This is a genomic window from Modestobacter lacusdianchii (genome assembly GCF_054177765.1).
In genome coordinates this window covers 49,248-71,984 of the sequence record NZ_JBJJTJ010000003.1, presented here as the reverse complement: position 1 = coordinate 71,984, position 22,737 = coordinate 49,248, and the positions used below count along the sequence as shown (strand labels likewise).

At 76.4% G+C, this 22,737-nt stretch carries 21 protein-coding genes; 8 read left to right on the top strand and 13 right to left on the bottom strand.

Features of this window, described 5'->3' with window-relative positions; all coding sequences use genetic code 11:
* Positions 1-6: 6 nt before the first annotated feature.
* On the bottom strand, positions 7-1,413 hold the full coding sequence (locus ACJTNH_RS02940; RefSeq protein WP_458172774.1) for an FAD-dependent oxidoreductase: 1,407 nt from the start codon (positions 1,411-1,413) through the stop codon (positions 7-9).
* A gap of 87 nt (positions 1,414-1,500) precedes the next feature.
* Here ACJTNH_RS02940 and ACJTNH_RS02935 point away from each other — a divergent pair, with 87 nt between their 5' ends.
* Positions 1,501-1,860 (top strand): ArsR/SmtB family transcription factor, encoded by a 360-nt coding sequence (locus tag ACJTNH_RS02935; RefSeq protein WP_458172773.1) that lies wholly within the window; start codon positions 1,501-1,503, stop codon positions 1,858-1,860.
* A 12-nt stretch (positions 1,861-1,872) separates the two neighbouring features.
* Here ACJTNH_RS02935 and ACJTNH_RS02930 read toward each other — a convergent pair whose 3' ends face one another.
* Entirely contained in the window at positions 1,873-2,685 is an 813-nt protein-coding gene (locus ACJTNH_RS02930) for a DUF998 domain-containing protein (RefSeq protein ID WP_458172772.1), read from the bottom strand.
* 59 nt (positions 2,686-2,744) lie between these two features.
* On the opposite strand from ACJTNH_RS02930, the gene ACJTNH_RS02925 reads away from it, so the two are divergent.
* On the top strand, positions 2,745-3,077 hold the full coding sequence (locus ACJTNH_RS02925) for a YnfA family protein (RefSeq protein ID WP_458172771.1): 333 nt from the start codon (positions 2,745-2,747) through the stop codon (positions 3,075-3,077).
* Positions 3,078-3,149: 72 nt separating this feature from the next.
* Here ACJTNH_RS02925 and ACJTNH_RS02920 read toward each other — a convergent pair whose 3' ends face one another.
* Complete coding sequence (locus ACJTNH_RS02920; protein ID WP_458172770.1) at positions 3,150-3,578, bottom strand: hypothetical protein; 429 nt, start codon at positions 3,576-3,578, stop codon at positions 3,150-3,152.
* A gap of 108 nt (positions 3,579-3,686) precedes the next feature.
* Here ACJTNH_RS02920 and ACJTNH_RS02915 point away from each other — a divergent pair, with 108 nt between their 5' ends.
* Together ACJTNH_RS02915 and ACJTNH_RS02910 are read left to right on the top strand one after the other, a co-directional pair.
* Positions 3,687-5,225, top strand: coding sequence for a Mur ligase family protein (locus ACJTNH_RS02915; protein WP_458172769.1), 1,539 nt, complete (start codon positions 3,687-3,689; stop codon positions 5,223-5,225).
* A gap of 42 nt (positions 5,226-5,267) precedes the next feature.
* Positions 5,268-6,479, top strand: a complete 1,212-nt coding sequence (locus ACJTNH_RS02910; protein ID WP_458172768.1) for an MFS transporter — start codon at positions 5,268-5,270, stop codon at positions 6,477-6,479.
* Between the two features lie 68 nt (positions 6,480-6,547).
* Here the strand turns inward: ACJTNH_RS02910 and ACJTNH_RS02905 are convergent, their stop codons facing one another.
* The 4 genes from ACJTNH_RS02905 to ACJTNH_RS02890 form a co-directional block, all read right to left on the bottom strand.
* Positions 6,548-6,751: a hypothetical protein gene (locus ACJTNH_RS02905; RefSeq protein ID WP_269156811.1), complete on the bottom strand. Its 204-nt coding sequence runs from the start codon at positions 6,749-6,751 to the stop codon at positions 6,548-6,550.
* Complete coding sequence (locus ACJTNH_RS02900; RefSeq protein WP_458172767.1) at positions 6,748-7,278, bottom strand: hypothetical protein; 531 nt, start codon at positions 7,276-7,278, stop codon at positions 6,748-6,750. Before ACJTNH_RS02900 ends, ACJTNH_RS02905 begins: the two co-directional genes overlap by 4 nt.
* A gap of 19 nt (positions 7,279-7,297) precedes the next feature.
* Entirely contained in the window at positions 7,298-7,615 is a 318-nt protein-coding gene (locus ACJTNH_RS02895; RefSeq protein ID WP_458172766.1) for a hypothetical protein, read from the bottom strand.
* Between the two features lie 125 nt (positions 7,616-7,740).
* The gene (locus tag ACJTNH_RS02890) at positions 7,741-8,724 is read right to left on the bottom strand and encodes a helix-turn-helix domain-containing protein (RefSeq protein WP_458172765.1); all 984 of its coding nucleotides are present in this window, start codon (positions 8,722-8,724) and stop codon (positions 7,741-7,743) included.
* Positions 8,725-8,925: 201 nt separating this feature from the next.
* Here ACJTNH_RS02890 and ACJTNH_RS02885 point away from each other — a divergent pair, with 201 nt between their 5' ends.
* Positions 8,926-9,747, top strand: coding sequence for an alpha/beta fold hydrolase (locus tag ACJTNH_RS02885; protein ID WP_458172764.1), 822 nt, complete (start codon positions 8,926-8,928; stop codon positions 9,745-9,747).
* 33 nt (positions 9,748-9,780) lie between these two features.
* Here the strand turns inward: ACJTNH_RS02885 and ACJTNH_RS02880 are convergent, their stop codons facing one another.
* The 6 genes from ACJTNH_RS02880 to hrpB all read right to left on the bottom strand — a co-directional run bounded on the left by ACJTNH_RS02880 (position 9,781) and on the right by hrpB (position 17,383).
* Complete coding sequence (locus ACJTNH_RS02880) at positions 9,781-10,287, bottom strand: GNAT family N-acetyltransferase (protein ID WP_458172763.1); 507 nt, start codon at positions 10,285-10,287, stop codon at positions 9,781-9,783.
* The gene (gene malQ / locus ACJTNH_RS02875) at positions 10,284-12,242 is read right to left on the bottom strand and encodes a 4-alpha-glucanotransferase (RefSeq protein ID WP_458172762.1); all 1,959 of its coding nucleotides are present in this window, start codon (positions 12,240-12,242) and stop codon (positions 10,284-10,286) included. The genes ACJTNH_RS02880 and malQ overlap by 4 nt, the downstream gene beginning before the upstream one ends.
* 57 nt (positions 12,243-12,299) lie before the next feature.
* A complete protein-coding gene (locus ACJTNH_RS02870; RefSeq protein ID WP_458172761.1) occupies positions 12,300-13,508 on the bottom strand; it encodes an MFS transporter in 1,209 nt (402 codons plus the stop codon).
* On the bottom strand, positions 13,505-14,101 hold the full coding sequence (locus ACJTNH_RS02865; protein ID WP_458172760.1) for a TetR/AcrR family transcriptional regulator: 597 nt from the start codon (positions 14,099-14,101) through the stop codon (positions 13,505-13,507). The genes ACJTNH_RS02870 and ACJTNH_RS02865 overlap by 4 nt, the downstream gene beginning before the upstream one ends.
* Positions 14,098-14,667, bottom strand: coding sequence for a sugar O-acetyltransferase (locus ACJTNH_RS02860; RefSeq protein WP_458172759.1), 570 nt, complete (start codon positions 14,665-14,667; stop codon positions 14,098-14,100). Before ACJTNH_RS02860 ends, ACJTNH_RS02865 begins: the two co-directional genes overlap by 4 nt.
* A gap of 247 nt (positions 14,668-14,914) precedes the next feature.
* Positions 14,915-17,383: an ATP-dependent helicase HrpB gene (hrpB, locus tag ACJTNH_RS02855; protein WP_458172758.1), complete on the bottom strand. Its 2,469-nt coding sequence runs from the start codon at positions 17,381-17,383 to the stop codon at positions 14,915-14,917.
* A 106-nt stretch (positions 17,384-17,489) separates the two neighbouring features.
* Here hrpB and ACJTNH_RS02850 point away from each other — a divergent pair, with 106 nt between their 5' ends.
* The 3 genes from ACJTNH_RS02850 to ACJTNH_RS02840 all read left to right on the top strand — a co-directional run bounded on the left by ACJTNH_RS02850 (position 17,490) and on the right by ACJTNH_RS02840 (position 22,473).
* On the top strand, positions 17,490-19,604 hold the full coding sequence (locus ACJTNH_RS02850) for an elongation factor G-like protein EF-G2 (protein ID WP_458172757.1): 2,115 nt from the start codon (positions 17,490-17,492) through the stop codon (positions 19,602-19,604).
* 106 nt (positions 19,605-19,710) lie between these two features.
* Positions 19,711-20,760, top strand: coding sequence for a TIGR03885 family FMN-dependent LLM class oxidoreductase (locus ACJTNH_RS02845; RefSeq protein ID WP_458172756.1), 1,050 nt, complete (start codon positions 19,711-19,713; stop codon positions 20,758-20,760).
* Between the two features lie 33 nt (positions 20,761-20,793).
* Positions 20,794-22,473: an alpha-amylase family protein gene (locus ACJTNH_RS02840; RefSeq protein WP_458172755.1), complete on the top strand. Its 1,680-nt coding sequence runs from the start codon at positions 20,794-20,796 to the stop codon at positions 22,471-22,473.
* Positions 22,474-22,737: the final 264 nt, after the last annotated feature.

The following is a 22,737-nucleotide window of genomic DNA, read 5'->3' as shown; positions in this document are numbered from 1 at the left end:
GACCGCTCAGGCCGGCGGAGTGGCCCCGGCGGTCGCCGGCTGTGGGGTGCCGCAGCAGCCGGCCGGCTCCGGCCTCTCGGCCGACCAGCCGTGCGCGCTGCCGGTGGCGAACCCGACCCCGGCGGTCTCCCCGGCCTCGCGGTCGGCGAGGTCGGTGCTGCACACGCCGGTCGAGGGCAGCCGCAGCTGGACGGCGTCGGCGGCCGCGAGGTCCCCGGCCAGCGCCGCGGCGATCGAGCGCACCTGTTCGTAGCCGGTGGCCAGCAGGAAGGTCGGGGCCCGGCCGTAGGACTTCATGCCGACCAGGAAGAGGTCCTCGTCGGGGTGGGCGAGCTCGCGGTGCCCGTGCGGGGGCACCGTGCCACAGGAGTGCGTGTTCGGGTCGATCAGCGGCGCCAGCTGGACCGGCGCCTCGAGCGCGGGGTCCAGGTCCAGGCGCACCTCGCGCAGCACCTCCAGGTCCGGGCGGAAGCCGGTGGCGGCGGCCAGCGCGTCGACGCGCAGGTCCAGCGGGGCGTCGTCCCGGCCGGTGCCGAGCACGCGCAGCCGGCCGTCGTCGGTCGGGGCGAGCTGGGTGAGCGAGACCTCGCGGTGCAGCTCCACCTGCCCGGCCCGGACGGCCGCCTTCAGCGTGGACCCGAGCAGGCCGCGGGCGGGGAGCCCGTCGGCGTCCCCACCGCCGTAGAGCCGGGCGGGGGAGCGGCCGCGGATCGCCCAGCTGACCCGGGTGCCCGGCTCGTCGCGCTGCAGGGCGACCAGCGCCAGCAGGGTGTTCGCGGCCGAGTGCCCCATGCCGACGACGAGGGTGTGCCGGCCGGCGAACCGGGCCCGGTCCCGGCCGAGGACGTCGGGCAGCGGGCCGACCAGCCAGTCGCCGGCCTGGTCCTCACCGAGCGCGGGCAGGCCGGCGCCGCCGAGCGGGTTGGGCCGGCCCCAGGTGCCGGAGGCGTCGATCACCGCGCGCGCGGTCAGGTCGTGCACCCGGCCCCGGACCACGGTGCGCACCAGGTAGGCCCGCCCCGCTCGCCCGACGGTGCGGGTCTTGTCCACCCCGGCGCGGCTGACCGCGACCACCCGGGTGCCGGTGCGGATCCGCCCGGCCAGCTGCGCGGTGGCGGCCAGCGGGTCCAGGTACCGCTCGACGAGCTCGGCGCCGGTGGGCAGCGCGGTGCGGTCGGGGGACTCCCAGCCGGTCGGCTCGAGCAGCCGGACGGCGGCGTCGTCGAGGTCGTGCTCCCAGGGGGAGAACAGCCGCACGTGGCCCCAGGCCCGCACGGCGGACGCGGGCCGGTCGCCGGCCTCCAGCACCAGGGGTTCCAGGCCCTGCTCCAGCAGGTGCGCCGCGGCGGCCAGCCCCACCGGGCCGGCGCCGATCACCACCACGGGCAGCTCGTGCGTCGGGTTTGCGCTCATGGGTGCTCCTGTCCTCGAGGGCCAACGAGCAGGCACGTTAACAGCGAACACTGTTGACAACAATCACTGTGTGGCAGACTCGGTGGCATGCGCCAGGACCTGGACGTGCGACTGCTGGACGTCGACGAGCTGACCTCACCCGCCGACCGGGCCCGCCTGCTCGCCCCGCAGCTGAAGGCGCTCGGTGACCCGAACCGGCTGCACCTGGTGCTCCTGCTGGCCGAGGGGCCGCGCACGGTCCGCGAGCTCACCGACGCGGCCGGGATGAGCCAGACCCTGGTCAGCCACCACCTGGCCCCGCTGCGCGAGCAGGGGCTGGTGACCGTCACGCCCAAGGGGCGCAGCAACGTCTACGCGCTGTGCTGCGAGGCCCTCGCCGGCCCGGTGCGGGCCCTGGCCACGCTGGCCGCGCTCACCCCCGAGGGTGCCGACGCCTGCTGCTCCTGAGCGGCGGGCGGGTCAGCGGCGGCGCGGCGCCCAGGGGTCGTCCGGGTCGAAGTCGTCGGGCTCGTCGTCCGGCGAGGTCGTGCCCGCCGGCTGCCCCGCGCCGGAGCGCTGCTCGGACCGCCGGGCCGCCGCCTCCAGGGCGGCGTCGCGCTCGGCCAGCCGCTGGGCCCGCTCGAGCCGGGCGTCCTCACGCAGCTGGCGGCGGGTGGGCGTGCCGTCGGGCCGGGTGAGCGCGAGCCAGTCGTCCTTCTGCCGCCACAGCGCCGCCCCGGCGATCGGCAGGCCGATCGGGACGACGTAGCCGGCCACCCGCTCCATGCCGCCCTCACCGAGGAAGAGGAACACCGCGGCACCGAAGAAGACCGTGCCGATCAGGCCGATCAGGCCCAGCAGCGCCAGCGTGGTGCCCAGCGCCTCGGAGCGGGGCCGCACCCCGTAGGCCAGTGCGATCAGGCCGAGCGCGCCACCCAGGAAGTACGCGCCGGCGGCGACCTCGTGCGCCGTGGCGTTGCCGTCGGAGGGGAAGACCCCGACCAGCAGCACGCCCAGCCCGCCGATGCCCAGGAACACCCGGGGCAGCCGCCCACCCGTGCCGGACAGCCCCGGGGCCAGCAGCAGTGCGCCGCCGACGATGAGCAGCCCCTGCACCACGAACGAGGCGTTCATCAGCAGCCGGGCCGGCGAGGCCGCCGTCCCGAGGTCGCTGATCACGTCGGCGGAGTACGAGTAGCCACCGAACCGGCTGGCCACGATCGCCTCGACGACGAAGAACTGGAGGGTGAGCAGCCAGAGGAGGCCACCCCAGCGGTACCGGCTGTCCGTCACGAGGAGTCATTGTCCCAGCCCTGGCTGTGGAGCGGGGGTCCGGGCGGCAGAGTGGCGGTGTGACGATCCGCTCCATAGCCCTGTTCGTGTTCGCCGCGCTGCTGGAGATCGGCGGGGCCTGGTTGGTCTGGCAGGGGCTGCGGGACTCCCGCGGCTGGCTCTGGGTCGGGCTCGGGATGGTGTCGCTGGCGCTCTACGGCGTGGTGGCCACGCTGCAGCCCGACGCCGCCTTCGGCCGGGTGCTGGCCGCCTACGGCGGTGTCTTCATCGCCGGCTCGCTGCTGTGGGCGGTGGTGGCCGACGGCTTCCGGCCGGACCGCTGGGACGTCGCCGGCGCGCTCGTCTGCCTGGTCGGTGTCGCCTTGATCATGTACGCCCCCCGCAGCGCCTGACGGGTTCTCGGGCCCCGTCGTCGTCCCGGCACCCGCCGCGGCGTTGCGGCACCGGTTCGGCGGGGAGGTGGGTCAGCCCGGCGCCGGCAGCCCGGCATGGGCGAGCACGGCGGCGTACTGCCCGGCGGACAGCCAGGAGGGGTTGCTGCCCGCCGGCACCCGCAGCACCTCCGCGTTCCGCACCGCCGGGTCGGCGAGCAGCTCGGCGCGGTCGACCGGCTCGGCCAGCCGCGTCCAGCGGACGGCGACGGTCGGCCCGCCCTCGCCCGGTACCGGCGGCCCGGTCAGCACACCGAGGGCGTGCACGCCGGGCCGGTCCCGCCCGCTGACCCAGAGCAGGCACGGTTGCCCCGGGCCCATCAGCTCCAGCCGGTAGCTGGGGCGCACGCAGCGGGCCAGCTCGGCGCTCCCGCCGACCCGCCAGCCGGGCCGCAGTGCTCCGGGCAGCCGGGTGCTCTTCAGCACCCAGCAGGCGACGTCCGGTGCGGTCAGGCGGGGCACGGGTGCCAGCCAACCAGGCCGGGGCGGGCGGCCGCGCGGCCGAGGGTCGGTGGCGCACGTCCTGGTCTCGCGCTGCCGACCGGCGCTGTTGCCCCTAGCGTCAGCGGGGTGCTGCGCGCCGGAGTCCGCTGGTCCGACCTCGAACGCCGGGCCCGGGCCGTCGCGGCCGGTCCGGTGGTGCGCTCCGGCGTCCCCGACGACCGCACCCTGGACGACCTGCTCCTGCACGGGCTGGTCACCGACTCCCGGGCGGTGACCCCGGGCTGCCTGTTCGCCTGCGTGCGGGGCGGCAGCAGCGACGGCCACCGGTTCGCCGCGGCGGCGGTGGCCGCGGGTGCCGCCGCCCTGCTCACCGACCGGCCGGTGGACGTCGACGCACCCCAGTTGCGGGTGCCCTCGGTGCGCGCGCTGCTCGGCCCGCTCGGCGCCCTGCTGGCCGGCGACCCGGCCGAGCAGCTGCGGCTGGTCGGCGTCACCGGCACCAACGGCAAGCCCACCACCAGCACGCTGGTGCGCGGGGTGCTCACCGCCGCCGGGGAGTGCGCCGGGGTGGTCACCACCCTGGGCGCCCGGGTCGGCGACCAGCAGCGCGGCACCCGGCTGACCACCCCCGAGGCCCCCGAACTGCACCAGCTGCTGCGCTGGATGGTCGACGCCGGTGCGACCAGCGCGGTGGTGGAGGCCTCCTCGATCGCGCTGGACGTGGGCCGGGTCGACAGCGTGCACGTCGAGGTCGCCGTCTTCACCGGCTTCGAGGAGGACCACCTCGACCACCACGGCACCATCGAGCAGTACTGGGCGAGCAAGGCGCTGCTGTTCACCCCCGAGCGCGCCGACAGCGCCGTCGTGGTCGTCGACGGCCCCTGGGGGCGGCGCCTGGCCGACCAGGTGCGCCTGCCGGTCACCCGGGTCGCCACCAGCCCGGACGCCGACGCCGACGTCCGGGTGCTCGGCTGGCGCACCGGTGCCGGGGGCACCAGCGTCCTGCTCGAGGACGACGGCGGCCGGCACCGGGTCACCTCACCGCTGGTCGGCCGGGTCCACGTGGGCAACATCGCCGCGGCGTGGGCGACCGGGCGCTCGCTGGGCGTGGCGCCGGCGGTGGTCGCCGCCGGGATCGCGGCGACGCAGCCCCCCGCGGGCCGGAACACCCTGCTGCGCGCGCCGGGCGGGCCGCTGGTCGTCGTCGACTACGCGCACACCCCGCACGCGCTCGCGGCCGCCCTGCAGACCGCCCGCGACCTGACCCGCCCCGGCGGCCGGGTGCACCTGGTGCTCGGCGCCCGCGGGCGCCGCGACCGCTACAAGCGCCAGGGCCTCGGGGTGTCCGCGCGGGCCGCCGACGAGGTGTGGCTGACCAACGAGGGCAGCCACGGTGAGCGGCCCGAGGCGATCGTCGCCGAGCTGCGGGTCGGGCTGGCCGGCGGCACCGGCGTCGTGCACACCGTGCTCGACCGCCGCGAGGCGATCACCTCGGCGGTCGGGGCCGCCGGTGGCCGGGACGTGGTGCTGGTCGTCGGCCGCGGCCACGAGACGACGATGACCGACGACGGCCCCGCCGTGCCGTTCGTCGACGCCGAGGTGGCCCGCGAGGCGCTGGACCAGTGGCTGGCGGAGGACCAGCTGCTGGCCGAGCGGGCCTCCTGACCCCAGCGGCAGTGGCGCCGCGCACAGGGGCAGGCTCGCCGTGTGACGACGGGGGAGTGGCCGGGGCACCAGGTCGGTGAGCCGGGCTTCCGCCGGGCTGCCACGGGGGTCTTCCTGGCCGGCATCGCCGTCTTCGTCAGCCTCTACGCCCCGCAGGCGCTGCTGCCCGAGCTGACCCGCTCCTTCGGCGTCTCCCCGGCCGCCTCGACGCTGGCCATCTCCGCGACCACCGGGGCCCTCGCGGTGGGCCTGCTGGTGCTCGGTCCGCTGTCGGACCGACGCGGGCGCACCGGCATCCTGCACGCCAGCCTGGCCGGCTCGGCGGTGCTGGCCGTGCTCATCGCCCTGGCGCCGTCCTGGGAGGTGCTGCTCGTGCTGCGCGGGCTGCAGGGGTTCGCCCTCGCCGGCCTGCCGGCCGTGGCGGTGGCCTACCTGCGGGAGGAGCTGCACCCGCAGGTCAGCTCCCGCGCGATCGGCCTGTACGTCAGCGGCACCGCGATCGGCGGGCTCTCCGGCCGGCTGATCAGCGGCTTCCTCACCGAGTTCGGCGGCTGGCGGACGGCGCTGGGCGGGGCCGCGGCGCTGACGGTGGGCTGCGCGGTCGCCGTCCGGGTGCTGCTGCCGCCGTCCCGCCGGTTCGTCCGGGTGCCCCGGGAGGGCCGGCTGCTGCGGCAGCTGGGCGCGGCGTTCACCGACCCGGCGCTGCTGGCGCTCTACGGAGTGGCGGCGCTGCTGATGGCCGGCAACGTCGCCGTCTACAACGCGGTCACCTTCCGGCTGGAGTCCGAGCCCTACGCGCTGACCCCGGCGCTGACCGGACTGGTCTTCCTGGCCTACCTGCTCGGCTCGGTGAGCTCACCGACCGCCGGCTGGCTGGCCGACCGGGTCGGACGACGGGTGGTCGTGCCGCTGTGCCTGGTGGTGATGGGGGCCGGCGTCGCACTGACCCTGCCCGCCCCGCTGTGGTGCGTGATCGCCGGCCTCTGCGTGCTGACCATCGGCTTCTTCGCCGCGCACGGCGTGGCCAGCGGGTGGGTGGCGGTGCGCGCCCAGCTGGGCGGGCGACCGGTCGGGCAGGCCGCCTCGCTGTACTCGTTCTGGTACTACGTCGGCTCCTCGGTGGGCGGGACCCTCGCCGGCCGGGCCTGGCAGGACGCCGGCTGGCCGGCGGTCGCGCTGCTGGCCGGCGGCTGTACGCTCGCGGCGTTGCTGCTCACCGCGGTGCTGGGTCGGACCCGCTCGCTGCAGCCCTGACCGGGCGCATCCCGGACGTGCCAGGGGGCGGTGCCCGGGTCGCCCCGGGACACCGCCCCCTCACCGGCTCAGGCCTCGGTGGCGTCGTGCTCGTAGGCGCCGGCCGGGTCCGCGTCGTCGGACTGCACCGCCTGGCGCTCCAGCTCGGTGCGGTGCTCGAGCACCTCGTCGGACAGGTGCGGGTCCTTGGCGTGCTCGGTGCGGTCCCGGGGAGCCGGCTCCTCGGGGGTGATCACGTCGTCGAGCGTCGGCTCGTCGTGCGGGCTGGTCATCGCGTCCTCCGCTCTCGTGGCCCGGCGGCTCCGGGCGTCGTCCCCTGCCCGGTATCCCGCGGCGGTGTGCCCTCAAACGGGAGCAGCCCGGGCGGCTGCGACGGGGCGGGCCGCACCTGGGCGGTCGGGGGCAGCCGCGTGCCCGCTGGGGGCAGCTCCACGACCTGTCCGCCGACCTGCACCCGGGTCCAGGTGTGCGGGTCGAGCCCGGCCGGCGGGTCGATCAGCGTGGTGTGCGCGGCCAGGTCGGCGGTCATCACGTCGACGTGACCCGGGGGGAGCGGGGCGGCCTCCCGCCGGCCGAGCGTCAGCGTCAGGCCGCCGTCCTGCACCCGCGCGCCGAGGGGCACGGTGGGATGGCTGCTGCTGCCCCAGGTCGTCACCGCGAGGCGGGTGCCGTCCTCGACCCACCGGATGCCGAGGCCGCCGTCGCTGCGCCCGGGGTGCGGCGGCAGTCCGACCAGCGGCAGCCGGTCGCCGTCCGGCCTGCCCTGTGCCCGCACCACCACCGGCTGCTCCTCGCCCATGGCGCGAAGAGCAGGGGCGTCAGCCCTGCTTGAGCTGGTCGGCGGGGAGCCAGGCCTCGACCAGCACCGGGCCGTGGGCGCCGACGACGGTGTAGGCCACCCGGCCGTGCCAGCCGTCCTCGCGCTGCCGCCACTCCACCAGCAGCCCGGGCCAGGTGCCCGGCGCGTCGGGTGGGTCGAGCACCCAGCAGTGCCGCCCGTGCCCGCCGCCCGCCGGCCGCCGCAGCTCGCCGGCCGGAGCAGCGGGCACCGATGGGGGTGACGTGCCTGCCCCGGACCGGGCTGCGCGGTCGGCCAGCGAGCCGGCGTGCCGCCCCCGCTGCATCCCCCCGGCCACGCCCCCATCGTCGCACGACCATCGAACACACGTTCGACCGACGCCGCGCGAACTGGACAGCGCCCGGACCACCGCCGAGTGACAGCACAGCGGGCTCTCATCACCTCGGGATCCCCGCTCAGCTGTCACTCGGTGCCGGCGGCGGGGTTGGCGAGGGCCGGGGCGGGGGCGGGGGTGGTGTGCTGGGCGCGCCACTCGCGGGGTGTCGTGCCGAAGGCGGCCCGGAAACGGCGGCTGAAGTGCGACGGGTCGCCGAAGCCCCACGCCCGGGCCACCGCCGCGATCGGCCGGCCACCGGGCCGCGCCAGCTCGGCCCGGGCCCCCGCCAGGCGCTGGTCGATCACCCACTGCTCCAGGCTGAACCCCGCCGCGGCGCAGAGCCGGTAGAGCTGGCGGACGCTGATCGCGTGCTCGGCCGCGATGCGGGCGGCGTCCAGGTCGGGGTCGATCAGGTGCTGGCCGACCCAGCTGCGGACCCGGACCAGCAGCGCCTCGTCCGGCACCGCGCCGCGGGTGTCGGCGGCGGAGACGACCAGTGCCCGCGCGAGCTCGACGGTCGCCACGGACAGCGCCGGCCACCCCGGGTCGGCGGTCAGCCGCTCGGCGTCCTGGGTGACCTGGGCGACGTGCGTGCGGACGAGGTCGTACAGCGGGCTGTCCACCACGCGCGGCACCGCCCGGCGCACGACGTCCACGGAGACCCCGAGGCGGGCGACCGGGATCTGCAGCGCCCGGCCGGCGCCCTCGGCGTCCCCCCAGGCGAAGGAGTACGGGGAGGTCACGTCCGTGACGGTGAGGGCGCCGGGGGGCAGGGGCCGCCGCCGGCCGCCCTGCTCGTGCCGGCCGGTGCCGCGCTCCTGGACGTAGAACGACAGCACCGGCGGGGTGTCCGGCGGGACCTGGCGGCGGCTGACCGCCAGCGGGCCCACGACGTCGGCGCGCAGCACCGGCAGGTCGCCGAGCTGCCAGGCGTCCAGGCGCACCTCCACCGGCGCCGCCGGTTCGCGGAGCCGCACCCGCGAGGTCATCCCGGCCTGCAGCCGCGCGACCACGGCGGCCGGCCGGCGGTCGGCGCCGGTGAGCTGCCGGCTGTCCAGGAGCGTGACCATCGCGCCTCCCGTGCGGGTGGGCGGCGGCGCTGCCGTGGGCGCCGACATCCTGTCGCGCCGACTCCTGTCGGGGAAGGGCGTCCGCCGCGGGAGGCGTCGGCAGGCACGGGCCAGCACCGGGCAGCGAGGGCACAGTCCCGCGGCGGCGTCGTCCCTAGCGTGCTGACCGCCACCACCGGCACCACCGACGGAGGAGACGCCATGCCCGTCCTGAGCCACGACGGCATCGAGACGTACTACAAGGACTGGGGGACCGGTCAGCCGATCGTGTTCAGCCACGGCTGGCCGCTGTCGGCCGACGACTGGGACGCCCAGCTGATGTTCTTCCTGGCACACGGCTACCGGGTCATCGCCCACGACCGGCGGGGCCACGGCCGCTCCACCCAGACCGACGACGGCCACGACATGGACCACTACGCCGACGACCTGGCCGCGCTCACCGCCCACCTCGACCTGCGCGACGCGGTGCACGTCGGCCACTCGACCGGTGGCGGCGAGGTGGCCCGCTACATCGCCCGGCACGGCGAGGACCGGGTCGCCAAGGCGGCGCTGATCAGCGCGGTGCCGCCGATCATGGTGCAGACCGACGCCAACCCGGGCGGGCTGCCCAAGAGCGTCTTCGACGGCATCCAGGAGCAGGTGGCCACCAACCGGTCGAACTTCTACCGCGAGCTCCCCGCGACCGCGTTCTACGGCTTCAACCGGCCCGGCGTGGAGCCCCAGGAGGCCGTGATCCAGAACTGGTGGCGCCAGGGGATGATGGGCGGCGCGAAGGCGCACCACGACGGCGTCGTCGCGTTCTCCCAGACCGACTTCACCGACGACCTGAAGAAGATCACCGTGCCGGTGCTGGTCATGCACGGTGACGACGACCAGGTCGTGCCCTACGCCGACTCCGCGCCGCTGTCGGCCGAGCTGCTGCCCAACGGCACGCTGAAGACCTACGCGGGCTTCCCGCACGGCATGCCGACCACCCAGGCCGCGACCATCAACGCCGACCTGCTGGAGTTCATCCGCAGCTGACGCGCCGCCTGGGGCCGCCCCCGGTGGGCGGCCTCAGGCCAGGTCGCGGGCGTACTGCCGCTCGGTCTGCCAGGGCCGGGTGGGCAGCGGCTGCACCCGGCCGGTGGGCACGAACCCGTGCCGCCGGTACAGCGCGGCGGCCGACGCGTTGTCCCCGACCACCCACAGGTACAGCCGCGGTGCAGCCCGGGCGCGGGCCCAGTCGGTGACGGCCTCGACCAGCCCACCGGCCGCGCCGGACCCGCGGGCGGCCGGGGCCACCCACATCCCGACCAGGTGGTGCTCGGTGCCGCCCGCCGTCTCGTGCACCAGGCCGCGGGCCAGCCCGACCGCGTCGTCCCCGAGCCAGGCCAGCCGCTGGCCGCCGGCCCGCAGCCGGGCGCGCCAGTCGGCCTCGGTGAGCGCCTGCTCCCGGTCGAGGGAGGAGTCGAAGGCGTCGGGCGCGTCGGCGAGCGCGGCCAGCCGCACCGCCCGGACGACGGCCCAGTCGCCCTCGCCCGGGGCGGTGACCCGTGCGGTGCGGGTGGTGCCGGCGCTCACTTCTTCTTGGTGCGCGTGCTCTTCGACCCGTTCTTGCCGCTCCTGCCCGCCTTGACCTTGCCCTTGGTGGTGACCGGGTGCAGCCCGGCGGCCAGCACCCCCGCGACGGCCTGGACGCCGGGGTGGGCGGCCAGCTCCTCGGTGGGCACCGGCAGCGGCAGGCACCAGTTGGGCCGGTCGTTCGCACCGGGCATGTTCGGCCGCCGCTCCTCGGCCAGGGCGTCGTCCAGGGTCGCCGACAGCAGGGTGGACGGCGCGGTCGCCAGCCGTCGGTGCGCCTCCGCCACCGCCTCGGCCGGTGTCGCGCCCTCCGGCACGGAGTCCAGGTGGGCCAGCAGCGAGGCGCGCCCGCGCTCCAGCTCCTCCTCGGTGCCCAGCCCGTGCTCGCGCTGCTCGGCCAGGTCCGACCCGGTCCACAGCCCGGCCACCGTCGGCAGGTCGTGGGTGGTGATCGCGGCCATCGCCTCGGCCGGCCACTCGGTGGGGGCGTCGTCCTCGAACCACAGCAGGCGGTAGGAGAGGATGCCGTGCTCGGCCATGGCCTCGCGGACGCCGTCCTCGACGGTGCCGAGGTCCTCACCGACCACGATCGCCTGGGCGCGGTGGCTCTCCAGCGCGACGATGTCGAGCATGTCCTCGTAGGGGTAGCGCACGTAGGCGCCGTCGGCGGCGGACCCGTCGGAGGGCACCCACCACAGCCGGAACAGCCCCATCACGTGGTCGACCCGCAGCCCTCCGGCACCGGCCATCGTCGCCCGGATGGACTGGATGAACGGCTCGTAGTCGGCGGCCTGCAGGCGCCAGGGCACCAGCGGCGGGGAGCCCCAGTCCTGGCCCTGGCTGTTGAACGCGTCCGGCGGGGCGCCGACGCTGACGCCCTGGGCCAGCACGTCCTGCCAGGCCCACGCGTCGGCGCCGCCGCCGGCGACGCCGATCGGCAGGTCCTGGATCACCGTGATGCCCTCGGTGGCCGCGCGCAGCTGGACGTCGAGCAGCCACTGCAGCCAGGCGTGGAAGGCGATCTCGCGCTCGTGCCCGGCGGCGAAGTCGGCGACCCCGGCCCCGCGCGGGTCGCGCAGCTGATCGGGCCAGGTGTGCCAGTCCGGGCCGTGCTCGTCGGCGATCGCGCACCAGGTCGCCCAGTCCATCAGCGGCTGCCCCTGGTGCCACCACCAGTCGCGGAACGGGCCCTCGTCAGCACCGGAGTCACGGCCGGCGTCGAACACCCGCTGCAGCACCCGGCGCTTGACCGCCCAGATCGCGTCCCGGTCGATCAGCTCACCGTCGTTCAGCGCCCGGCCGGCGTCGTCCTCGGTGTCGACCGCGTCGGCGCCCGGGACCTCGGCGATGCGCAGGTAGACCGGGTTGCGGAAGCGGCGGGTGGCCGGCAGGTAGGGGCTGTCCTCCTGGCCGGCCGTCGGGGCGACCGCGTGCAGGGGGTTGACCAGCACGAAGCCGGCGCCCTGGGCCTGGGCGAACTCGCGCACGGTACGCAGGTCGCCCAGGTCGCCGATGCCCCAGCTGTCGCGGCCGCGGGTGGCGTAGAGCTGCACCGCCCACCCCCAGGCGCGCCAGCCCTCGGGCAGCCAGCAGCGCCCGGGGGAGACGATCAGCCGGCGCTCGCGGCCGTCGGGGGTGCGCAGCCGGTGGTAGCCGAGCGGGAAGTCCTCGGGCAGCGAGCCGTCGACGTGCCGGGTCTGCCCGTCCTCGCAGACGACCTCGGCCCGTTCGACCTCGAGGGCGTCGCCGGGGCGGGCGACGATCGGGGCGCGGTGCACCAGGTCGTCCGGCGGGGTCCCGATGACCTCGCGCAGGCGCTCGATCGTCGTGTCGGCGACGGTGTGCACCTCGTCGAGGGCGTCGAGCCAGCTGGCGTCGATGCCCCAGGCGTCCGTGGTCGAGGCGTCGATGGTGGGCTGCGGCGGCGACTTCGGCTGCGGGGCGGAGCTGGTCACCCCCCGATCCTCACCGGTCCCGGCGGGCTCTGCCGGGTGGGGTGGCTGCGGAGGCGGTCACACCTCCTCCGCCGGCGTCCCGGCCGGGGGGCGGAGCGAGCCCGCCACCAGGACGGCGACCCCCAGCAGGACGGCGACGACGGTGAGCGCGCGGAGCACGGTGACCTGCTGGCCGAGCAGCCCGATCAAGGGCGGCCCGGCCAGGAAGGCGCAGTAGCCGATGGAGGCGACGACGCTGACCCGGGCGGCCGCCCGCGCCGGGTCGTCGGCCGCGGCGCTCATGCCGGTCGGGAAGCCGAGCGAGGCGCCGGCGCCCCAGAGCAGGGCGCCGAGGAAGGCGACCGTCGGGGAGCCGAACACGAACAGCAGCAGGCCGACGACGGCCAGCCCGGCCAGCAGCCGGACCACCGGCACCCGGCCGTACCGGTCCAGCAGGGCGCCGCCGAACCAGCGGGCCAGGGTCATCGCGGTGAGGAACAGGGCGAAGCCGAGCGTGCCGGCCGTCGCCGACGTGCCGTGGTCGTCGATCAGCGCGACCGCCAGCCAGTCGTTGGCGGTGCCCTCGGCGAAGGAGAAGGCCAGCACGACCACGCCGATCAGCAGGGTGCGCGGCTCCCGCCAGGCGGCCAGCGCGCTGACCCGCTCGGCCGGGACCCCGTCGGGGTCGGTGTCGACGTCGGGCACGAACCCCTGCGTGGTCAGCGGCACCACCACCGCCACCAGCACCGCGACCCCGGCCAGGTGCGCCGGCACCGGCACGTCGAGGGCGACCATCGCCGTCCCCAGGAGCGCCCCGGCGACCGTGCCCAGGCTGAAGCCGGCGTGGAAGCGGGACATGACGACCCGGCCCAGGTGCCGCTCGACGACGGCGCCCTGCACGTTCATCCCGACGTCCCAGGCGCCGTTGGACAGGCCCATGACGAACAGCCCGGCGGTCAGCACGGCCACCGAGGTGACCGAGCCGACCGCGATGACGCCCATCGCCCCGGCGAGCACCAGGGCCATCACGATCACCGTCGCGCGCGAGCCGATCCGCCCGATCAGCGTGCCGGCCAGCGGCAGGGCGATCACCGACCCGGCGGCGATGGCCAGCAGCACCAGGCCCAGCGCCGCCGGGTCGAGGTCGAGCCGGTCGCGCACCTGCGGGATCCGGCTGGCCCAGCTGGCGAAGGCGAACCCCGCGCCGATGAAGGCGACGTAGACCGCCCGCATCGCGGTGGTCACCCGGGCCGGGTCGGGCGACCGGCGGACGTCGGTGCTGGTCAACGCGGGAGCTCCTGGGGGTCGGTGGGGCGCACGGCCCGGGCGATGATCTCGTGGGTCTCGGCGCGGGAGACCGGCCGGGTGGAGAGGACCTTGTGCATGACCAGGCCCTCGATCAGGGCGTCCAGCCCGCGCGAGGTGGTCGGGTCGACGAACCGCTCGAGCACGCTGCGGCTACGGCGCATCCACGACTCGGTGACGTCGCGCAGGGCCGGCTCGCGGAGCGCGGCGAGGAAGAGCTCGTAGGCCACCGCCCAGTCGCGGTCGTCGGCGTCGGCGTCGGCGTGCACCAGGTCGGTCACCGCGTCGACGACGTCGTCGATGCCGGTGACGTCGGCGAAGTGCGCCTCGTACTTCACCGCCATCCGCTCGGCGTGCAGTGCGAAGGCCTGCGCGCGCAGGTCGTCCAGGCCGGTGAAGTGGTAGGTCAGCGAGCCCAGCGGGACGTCGGCGGCCGCGGCGATGAGCCGGTGGGTGGTGCCGGCGACGCCGTGCTCGGCGATCACGTCGACGGTCGCCTCGACGATCCGCTGCCGCCGGTCGGGGTCGTGCCGCCGCACGGGGCGGTCGTGCTGCGCGGGGGCGTCGGTGGTCACGGCAGCGGCCGGAGGACCCGGGCCGGGCTGCCGACCGCGACGACGTCCGGCGGCAGGTCGCGGGTGACCACGGACCCGGCGCCGACCACGGTGTTCGCACCGATCCGGACGCCGGGGCAGACGATCACGCCGCCGCCGAGCCAGACGTTGTCCTCGATGACGATGGGCTCCGCGGACTCCCACTTGTCCCGCCGCGGGCCGGCCTCCAGCGGGTGGGTCGCGGTGAGCAGCTGGACGTTGGGGCCCATCTGCACGTCGTCCCCGATGGTGACCTGCGCGACGTCCAGGCAGACCAGCCCGAAGTTGGCGAAGGTGCGCGCCCCGATCGTGGTGTGCCGGCCGTAGTCGCAGTGGAACGGCGGGCGGAGCTCGCTGCCCGGGCCGAAGGCGCCGAGCAGCTCGTCGAGCACCGCGCGGCGGGCGGCCCCGTCGGTCGGGTCCATGGTGTTGTAGCGGTGCGACAGCGCCTGGGCGCGGGTGCTGGCGGCGGCGATCTCGGGGTCGTCGGCGATGTAGGGGTCGCCGGCCGTCATCCGCTCGTACATCGAGCGCGTGTCGCTGGTCATGTGTACGACCGTACACAACGATGCGTACGTCTGTACACACACCGCCCGGTCGTGTCGGCGGGCACGCCGGACGCCGAGACGCGCCCGGGTGCGGTCACCTCCGCCGGGGATGCAGCGACGCGCCGCATCTCGGCGGCCGGCCCAGGGCCGTGGTGGCCGACATGGCCGGACGGCGGCGGGAGGGGCGTCCGCACGGACCGCGGCCATGCGGGCCGACGTGGCCGGACGAGGGGCCGGCGGGGGCGGGTCAGGTGCCGCGGGGCTTGGCCCGGCGGGTGGGGGGCGCGGTGGCCGGGTCCTCCGGCCACGGGTGGCGGGGGTAGCGGCCGCGCAGCTCGCTGCGGACGGCGGGGTAGCCGGTGACCCAGAAGCCGGCCAGGTCGGCGGTGGTGGCGACCACCCGGGCGGCGGGGGAGAGCAGCTGCAGCCGCAGCGGCCGCCCGGCGACCACCGGGGCCGCCGCCCAGCCGAACACCTCCTGCACCCGCACCGACAGCGTCGGCACCTCGGGGTCGCCGTAGTCGACGCGGACCTTCGAGCCGGTGGGCACCTCGACCCGCTCGGGCACCAGCTCGTCGAGCCGGCCGGCCAGCTGCCACGGCAGCAGCGCGCGGAGTGCGGCGACGACGTCGACCCGGGCCAGGTCGCGGCGGCTGCGCGCGCCGGAGAGCGCGGGGCCCTGCGCCAGTGCGGCGAGCAGCGCGTCGTCGTCCACCGCCGGCCAGGGCTCGCCGAGCCCGGCGTGCGCGGCGGCCAGCCGCTCGCGGAGCGCCCGGGCGGCCGGGGTCCAGCTGAGCAGCGACAGGCCCTCGCGGCGCAGGCCCTCCGCCAGGGCGGCGGAGACCGCGGCCGGGTCGGGGTCGGACAGCGGCCGCTCGGCCAGCACGATCGCGCCCAGCCGGGTCAGCCGGGCGGCCACCACGTCGCCGTCCCGCCAGGTGACCTCCGGCCCCTCGGTGTGCGCGGCCGCGCCGGCCTCCAGCGCGGTCGCCTCGTCGACCGCGACCGCGGCGCGCACCCGGGCGTCCCGTCGCCCCGGCGCCCGGTCAGCCGCGGCGACGGCCAGCCACGGTGCCCCGCTCAGCGCGGTGCCCGGCGCGAGCTCCGCCCCCGTGCCCGCGGCCAGCAGGTAGGTGCGCTCGGTGCCCGGACGCCGCCGCGCCAGCCACTCGGGATGGGCCAGCCCGACCACCAGTCCGGCAGCGACGTCGTCGGGCAGTCGGGTGTCGGGGGAGTCCGGGGCGGCACGGGCAAGCCGGGTCACCTCGTCGCGCCAGCGTCCGTCGCGGGACCGCCGCACCTCACGCCACTCGGCGACCAGGTCGTCGCCGCGGGTCGGGAGGTCGGCCGACAGCAGCGCCACCACCTCCGCGGCCCGCCGCCGGCCGACCAGCGGCGCCCCGTCGAGCAGCGCGCGGGCCAGCCGGGGGTGCGCGCCGACCGCGGTCAGCGCCCGGCCGCGCGGGGTGACCCGGCCGTCGTCGTCCACCGCACCGAGCTGGCGCAGCGTCTCCCGCGCCACGGTGAGCGCAGCCGCCGGCGGGGCGTCGGGCAGCGCCAGGCCGGCACCGTCGGGAGTGCCCCAGACAGCCAGCTCGAGGGCCAGGCCGGTCAGGTCGGCGACGGCGACCTCCGGCTCGCCCGCGGCCGGCAGCCGGTCGTGCTCGGCGGCCGACCACAGCCGGTAGACCCGGCCGGGGGCCTCCCGGCCAGCCCGGCCGGCGCGCTGCACCGCCGATGCCCGGGAGACCCGGACCGTGACCAGGGCGCCGAGCCCGCGGGCCACGTCGAAGCGCGGCACCCGGGCGAGGCCGGCGTCCACGACGGTGCGCACCCCCGGCACGGTCAGGCTGGTCTCGGCGACGTCGGTGGAGAGCACCACCCGCCGCCGCGGCCCCGGCGTCAGCGCGGCGTCCTGCTGGTCGGCCGGCAGCCGGCCGTGCAGCGGGCGGACGTCGGCGTCGACCCCGGCGAGCAGCCCGGCCACCCGGCCGATCTCGTGGGCGCCGGGCAGGAACACCAGGACGTCGCCGGTGGTCTCGGCCAGCGCCCGGCGGGTGGTGCCGGCGACCGCGGTGAGCAGCCGCGGGTCGACCGCGCTGCCGTGCGGCGGGGCGACCGGCGGGCTCGGCGGGCACCACACCGGCTCGACGTCGTGCAGCGTGCCGGTGGCCGCCACGACCGGCGCGCCCCCCATCAGCCCGGCCAGCCGGGACGCCTCCGCGGTGGCCGACATCGCCAGCAGCTGCAGGTCCGGCCGCAGTGCGGCGCGCACGTCCAGGGCGAAGGCGAGCGCCAGGTCGGTGTCCAGCGACCGCTCGTGGCACTCGTCCAGCACCAGCACCGACACCCCGGTGAGCTCCGGGTCGGCCTGCAGCAGGCGGACCAGCAGCCCGGTGGTGACCACCTCCACCCGCGTGGCGGCGCTGCGCCGGCTCTCACCGCGCACGCGGTAGCCGACCGAGGCGCCCACCGGCTCACCCAGCAACGAGGCCATCCGGCGGGCAGCGGCCCGGACGGCGACCCGGCGCGGCTCGGCGACCAGCACGGTGCCCGGCACCCGGCCGGCCAGCGCGAGCGGCACCAGGGTGGTCTTGCCGGTGCCCGGCGGGGCGACCAGCACCGCACCACCGGAGCCGGTGAGCGCCGCGTCGAGCGAGGGCAGCACCCCGCGGACGGGCAGGTCGGCGCCAGGCGTCCCCGGGGGTGGCAGCACGGCGGCCAGTGTCGCCCGTCGCCCACCCGCCGCGCGCCGGGGGCTTGTCCGGCCCGGCGTGCGGGGCCAGGGTGGGCACCTGGGACGACGAGGTCCGGAGGTCCGCGTGGCGACGCACGGCGGCAGCAGCAACGGAAACCGCACCGGCTCGGGTGCACCGGCACCGCGCCCGCCCGACCGGGTGCGCAACGTGGCCCTGGTCGGCCGCGCCGGGGCGGGCAAGACCACCCTGGCCGAGGCGCTGGTGGCGGCCACCGGGGCACTGCCCCGCTCCGGCCGGGTGGAGGACGGCACCACGTGCCTGGACACCGACGAGGTCGAGGTCCGGCTCCAGCACTCGGTGTCGCTGGCCGCGGCGACGGTCGAACACGCCGGCCACCGGGTCACCCTGCTCGACACCCCGGGCGCCCCGGACTTCGTCGGCGAGCTGCGTGCGGCGCTGCGGGCCGCCGACGCCGCGCTGTTCGTCGTCTCCGCCGTCGCCGGGGTGGACGCCGGCACCGTGGCCCTGTGGGACGAGTGCCGCGCCGTCGGCCTGCCCCGGGCGGTCGTGGTCACCCAGGTCGACCGGCCACGCGCCGACGTCCCGGCTGTGGTGCGCAGCTGCCGGGAGCAGCTCGGCACCGGGGTGCACCCGCTGCACGTGCTGGACGCCGACGGTGGGCTCGGCTCGCTGCTGGAGCCGCGCCCCGGCGACCCCGAGCGCGACCGGCTGCGCGCCGAGCTGATCGAGGGGGTGATCGCCGAGAGCGAGGACGAGACGCTGATGGACCGCTACCTCGCCGGCGAGCCGATCGAGGTCGGCGACCTGGTCGCCGACCTGGAGACCGCGGTCGCCCGGGGTGACTTCCACCCGGTGCTCTGCGCCGCCGCGCCCACCGGGCTGGGGGTGCCGGAGCTGCTGGACCTGCTGGTCAGCGCCTTCCCCTCACCGCTGGAGCGGCCCTGCCCGCCGGTCGACCGGCCGGACGGACGGCCGGCCGGTCACCTGCCCTGCGACCCGTCCGGGCCGCTGGTCGCCGAGGTGGTGAAGACGACGACCGACCCCTACCTGGGCCGGATCTCGCTGGTGCGGGTCTTCTCCGGGACCCTGCGCCCCGACGTCCCGGTGCACGTCTCCGGCACCGGCTGGCGCGGTCAGCACACCGGTCAGCACGACCTCGACCGCCGGCCCCTGGACCACGAGTCCGACGAGCGGATCGGCGGCATCGCCTGCGTGCTGGGCAGCGTGCTGCGGCCGGTCGCCGAGTGCCCGGCCGGTGACCTGTGCGCGGTCGCCCGGCTGACCGGTGCGGAGACCGGCGACACCCTCTCCGACCCGGCGCACCCGCTGGTGGTGCCGCCGTGGTCGCTCCCGGAGCCGCAGCTGCCGATCGCGGTCGAGGCGGCCTCGCGCAGCGACGAGGACCGGCTGGCCGGCGCGCTCACCCGGCTGGCCGCGGAGGACCCGGCGGTGCGGGTGGAGCGGCGCGCCGACACCGGGCAGCTGCTGCTGTGGTGCGTGGGCGACGCGCACGCGGAGGTATTGCTGGACCGGCTGCGCGGCCGCCACGGCGTCGCCGTGCAGACCCCACCCGTGCAGGTGCCGATGGTCGAGACCCTCGCCGGCCCGGCCACCGTGACCGGGCGGCACGTCAAGCAGTCCGGCGGGCACGGGCAGTACGCCGTCGTCGTCCTGGAGGGCCGGCCGGGGCCGCCCGGGTCGGGGGTCACGTTCAGCCAGCGGGTGGTGGGCGGGGCGGTGCCGGCGCAGTTCCACGGCAGCGTGGAGAAGGGCGTCCGCGCCCAGGCCGCCCGTGGGGTGGCCGGCAACCGGCCGCTGGTCGACGTCGAGGTCGTGCTGGTCGACGGCAAGGCGCACTCGGTCGACTCCTCGGACGCCGCCTTCGCCGCCGCGGGCGCGCTGGCGGTGCGGGAGCTCGCCGCCGCGGCCGGCACCCGGGTGCTGGAACCGTGGTGCGCGGTGGAGGTGACGGTGCCCGCCGAGCACGTCGGCCCGGTGCTCGGTGACCTCGCCGGCCGGCGGGCCCGGGTGACCGGCAGCGTCGCCGACCCCGAGCGGGACGAGACGACGGTGTACGCCCAGGTGCCCGAGCGCGAGCTGCTGGACTACCCGCGGGCGTTGCGGTCGGTCTCGCACGGCAGCGGCCGGTTCACCCGTCGTCCGCTGGGCCACGAACCGGCGCCGGCCGCCGTCGTCGCCGACCTGCAGCCGGCATGACCGCACCGGCGGGCGGGTTGGCCCTGGGCACCACCTCCTGACCCCGGTGACCGTTGCGGTCTGCACCCAGCCTGCGGGTGGTCACCGACCCCGGTAGGCATGCCCCATGACGGTGATCGGCTTCCACAACTCCCACGAGCAGGTGCACCCCAGCGACCTGCTGCGCGCCGTGCAGCACGCCGAGCAGGTCGGCTTCACCGCCGCCATGTGCTCCGACCACCTCGAGCCCTGGAACGAGCGGCAGGGTCACTCCGGCTTCGCCTGGTCCTGGCTCGGGGCGGCGCTGGCCACCACGGGTCTGCCGTTCGGAGCGGTCAACGCCCCCGGGCAGCGCTACCACCCGGTGATCATCGCTCAGGCGATCGCCACCCTCGGCGCGATGTTCCCCGGCCGGTTCTGGGTCGCCCTGGGGTCGGGCGAGGCGATGAACGAGCACGTCACCGGGCACGTCTGGCCGAACAAGGAGCTGCGCGACGCCCGGCTGCGGGAGTGCGTCGACGTCATCCGGGCGCTGCTGGCCGGTGAGGAGGTCAGCCACGAGGGCCTGGTCACCGTCGACCGTGCCCGGATCTGGACGCTGCCCGAGCAGCAGCCGGCGCTGATCGCCCCCGCCGTCAGCGCGAGGACCGCCGCCCGGCACGCCGAGTGGGCCGACGGGCTGGTCACCATCAACCAGCCGCACGACGTGCTCCGCGAGGTGATCGCCGCCTACCGGGACGCCGGCGGCAAGGGCACGCTGACCATCCAGGTGCACGTCTCCTGGGACCCCGACCCCGACCGGGCGCTCGCCCTGGCCCACGACCAGTGGCGCAGCAACGTCTTCCCGCCGCCGCTGTGCTGGGACCTCGACACCACGCGCGCCTTCGACCAGGCCAGCGCGCACGTCCGGCCCGAGGACATGCACGACGCCGTCCGGATCTCCAGCGACCTCGGCCAGCACGCCGCCTGGATCGCCGAGTACGTCGACCTCGGGTTCGACCAGGTCTACCTGCACCACGTGCCCAAGGAGCAGCTGCCGTTCCTCGACGCGTTCGGTGAGCACGTGCTTCCGCAGCTCGACGTCACCGTGCCCGCCCCGGCCGTCGCCATCGACCCGCCCGGGCCGGCCGAGCCGCTGCGGCCGGGGCAGCAGCCGCAGCCCGCCGTCCTGCCCTGACCTCGCTCCACCCGCCCCGAGAAGAGGAGCGACATGCGCATCACCGACACGTCCGACCTGTGGTGGAAGAACGCCGTCGTCTACTGCCTGGACGTCGAGACGTTCATGGACTGGAACGGCGACGGCGTCGGCGACCTGGAGGGCCTGGCCCAGCGGCTGGACCACCTGGCCGACCTCGGCGTCACCTGCCTGTGGCTGATGCCCTTCAACCCGACCGCCGGGCGGGACGACGGCTACGACATCACCGACTACTACGGGGTCGACCCGCGGCTCGGCACGCACGGTGACCTGGTGGAGATGATCCGGACGGCGAAGGACCGCGGCATGCGGGTCATCGCCGACCTCGTGGTGAACCACACCTCCGACCAGCACCCGTGGTTCACCTCGGCCAAGGCCAGCAAGGACTCCCCGTACCGCGACTTCTACGTCTGGCGGGAGGAGGAGCCGCCGGACACCAGCGACCAGGTGGTCTTCCCCGACGCCGAGGGCGGCATCTGGACGCACAGCCCGGAGACCGACACGTGGTACCTGCACCGCTTCTACTCCGAGCAGCCCGACCTCGACGTCACCAACCCCCGGGTGCGGGACGAGATCGCCAAGATCATGGGCTTCTGGCTGGAGCTGGGCCTGTCCGGCTTCCGGGTGGACGCCGTGCCGTTCCTGCTGGAGACCGCCGGGGTGGACGACGACTCCGCCGCGCACTTCCCCGACCCGCACGAGTACCTGCGTGCGCTGCGCGCCTTCCTCGGCCGGCGCACCGGCTCCGGGGTGCTGCTGGGGGAGGTGAACCTGCCGTTCGAGCAGCAGGCGGAGTTCTTCGGCGGCCAGGACGGCGACGAGCTGACCATGCAGTTCGACTTCAACACGATGCAGCAGATGTACCTGTCGCTGGCCCGCTGCGACGCCGGGCCGCTGGCCGCCTCGCTGGCCGCCCGCCCGGAGATCTCCCCGGACAGCCAGTGGGGCACGTTCGTGCGCAACCACGACGAGCTGACCCTGGACAAGCTCGGCGACGACGAGCGCGCCGAGGTGTTCGCCGCGTTCGGCCCCGAGGAGGAGATGCAGGTCTACGACCGCGGCCTGATCCGCCGGCTGCCGCCGATGCTGGCCGGTGACCCGCGGCGGGTGCGGATGGTCTACAGCCTGCTGTTCTCCCTGCCCGGCACCCCGGTGCTGTTCTACGGCGAGGAGATCGGCATGGGGGAGGACCTCTCGGCCGGGAGCCGGCTGTCGGTGCGCACCCCGATGCAGTGGACCAGCGGCGCCAACGGCGGGTTCTCCGACGCCCCGGCCGACCAGCTGACCCGGCCGGTGGTCGACGGCGGGTTCGCCCCCGAGTTCGTCAACGTCGCCGACCAGCGCCGCGACCCGGACTCGCTGCTGTCGTTCATGAAGCTGCTCATCCGCCGCTATCGCGAGTCCCCGGAGCTGGGCTGGGGCGGCTTCCAGCTGCTGGAGCAGCCGCACGCCGCCGTCCTGGCGCACCTGTGCACCTGGGACGACGGTGCGCTGGTGGCCGTGCACAACCTGGGCGCCGAGCCGCTGACGGTGCCGATCACCGTGCCCGGCTGCGGTGCCTCCCACCGGCTGGAGGACCTGCTCGCCGCCGGCGCTGCCGCGCTCGCCGATGACGGCTCGGTCGAGCTGGCCCTGGAGGGTTACGGGTACCGCTGGCTGCGGGTGGTCGCCGACGGCAGCCGCCGGCTGCTGTGAGGCAGCGGACGGGTGGGGGAGACACGGACCACCCGTCCGCTGACTGTCCGGACGTGAGACGCCACGGTGGGTCACTCCCCGCCGGGGTCCCGCCGGTCCCACCCGCCACACCCGACCGCCTGCGGCGGTTCGTCGGAGGGGCGACCTAGCGTCCGCGCCGAGGTGATCGCACAGATGAGCGACGAGCAGGACGTGCCGGCGGCCGGATGGGTCGACCGCGACCGACGACGACCCGAGGACGGCACGACACAGACGACCCCGGCG

Coding starts and splice junctions, on each gene's coding strand:
- ACJTNH_RS02940 (WP_458172774.1), bottom strand. CDS start 1,413: ATGAGCGCAAACCCGACGCACGAGCTGCCCGTGGTGGTGATCGGCGCC.
- ACJTNH_RS02905 (WP_269156811.1), bottom strand. CDS start 6,751: ATGACCAGCCCGCACGACGAGCCGACGCTCGACGACGTGATCACCCCC.
- ACJTNH_RS02900 (WP_458172767.1), bottom strand. CDS start 7,278: ATGGGCGAGGAGCAGCCGGTGGTGGTGCGGGCACAGGGCAGGCCGGAC.
- ACJTNH_RS02885 (WP_458172764.1), top strand. CDS start 8,926: ATGCCCGTCCTGAGCCACGACGGCATCGAGACGTACTACAAGGACTGG.
- ACJTNH_RS02840 (WP_458172755.1), top strand. CDS start 20,794: ATGCGCATCACCGACACGTCCGACCTGTGGTGGAAGAACGCCGTCGTC.
- ACJTNH_RS02845 (WP_458172756.1), top strand. CDS start 19,711: ATGACGGTGATCGGCTTCCACAACTCCCACGAGCAGGTGCACCCCAGC.
- ACJTNH_RS02935 (WP_458172773.1), top strand. CDS start 1,501: ATGCGCCAGGACCTGGACGTGCGACTGCTGGACGTCGACGAGCTGACC.
- ACJTNH_RS02890 (WP_458172765.1), bottom strand. CDS start 8,724: ATGGTCACGCTCCTGGACAGCCGGCAGCTCACCGGCGCCGACCGCCGG.
- ACJTNH_RS02860 (WP_458172759.1), bottom strand. CDS start 14,667: ATGACCAGCGACACGCGCTCGATGTACGAGCGGATGACGGCCGGCGAC.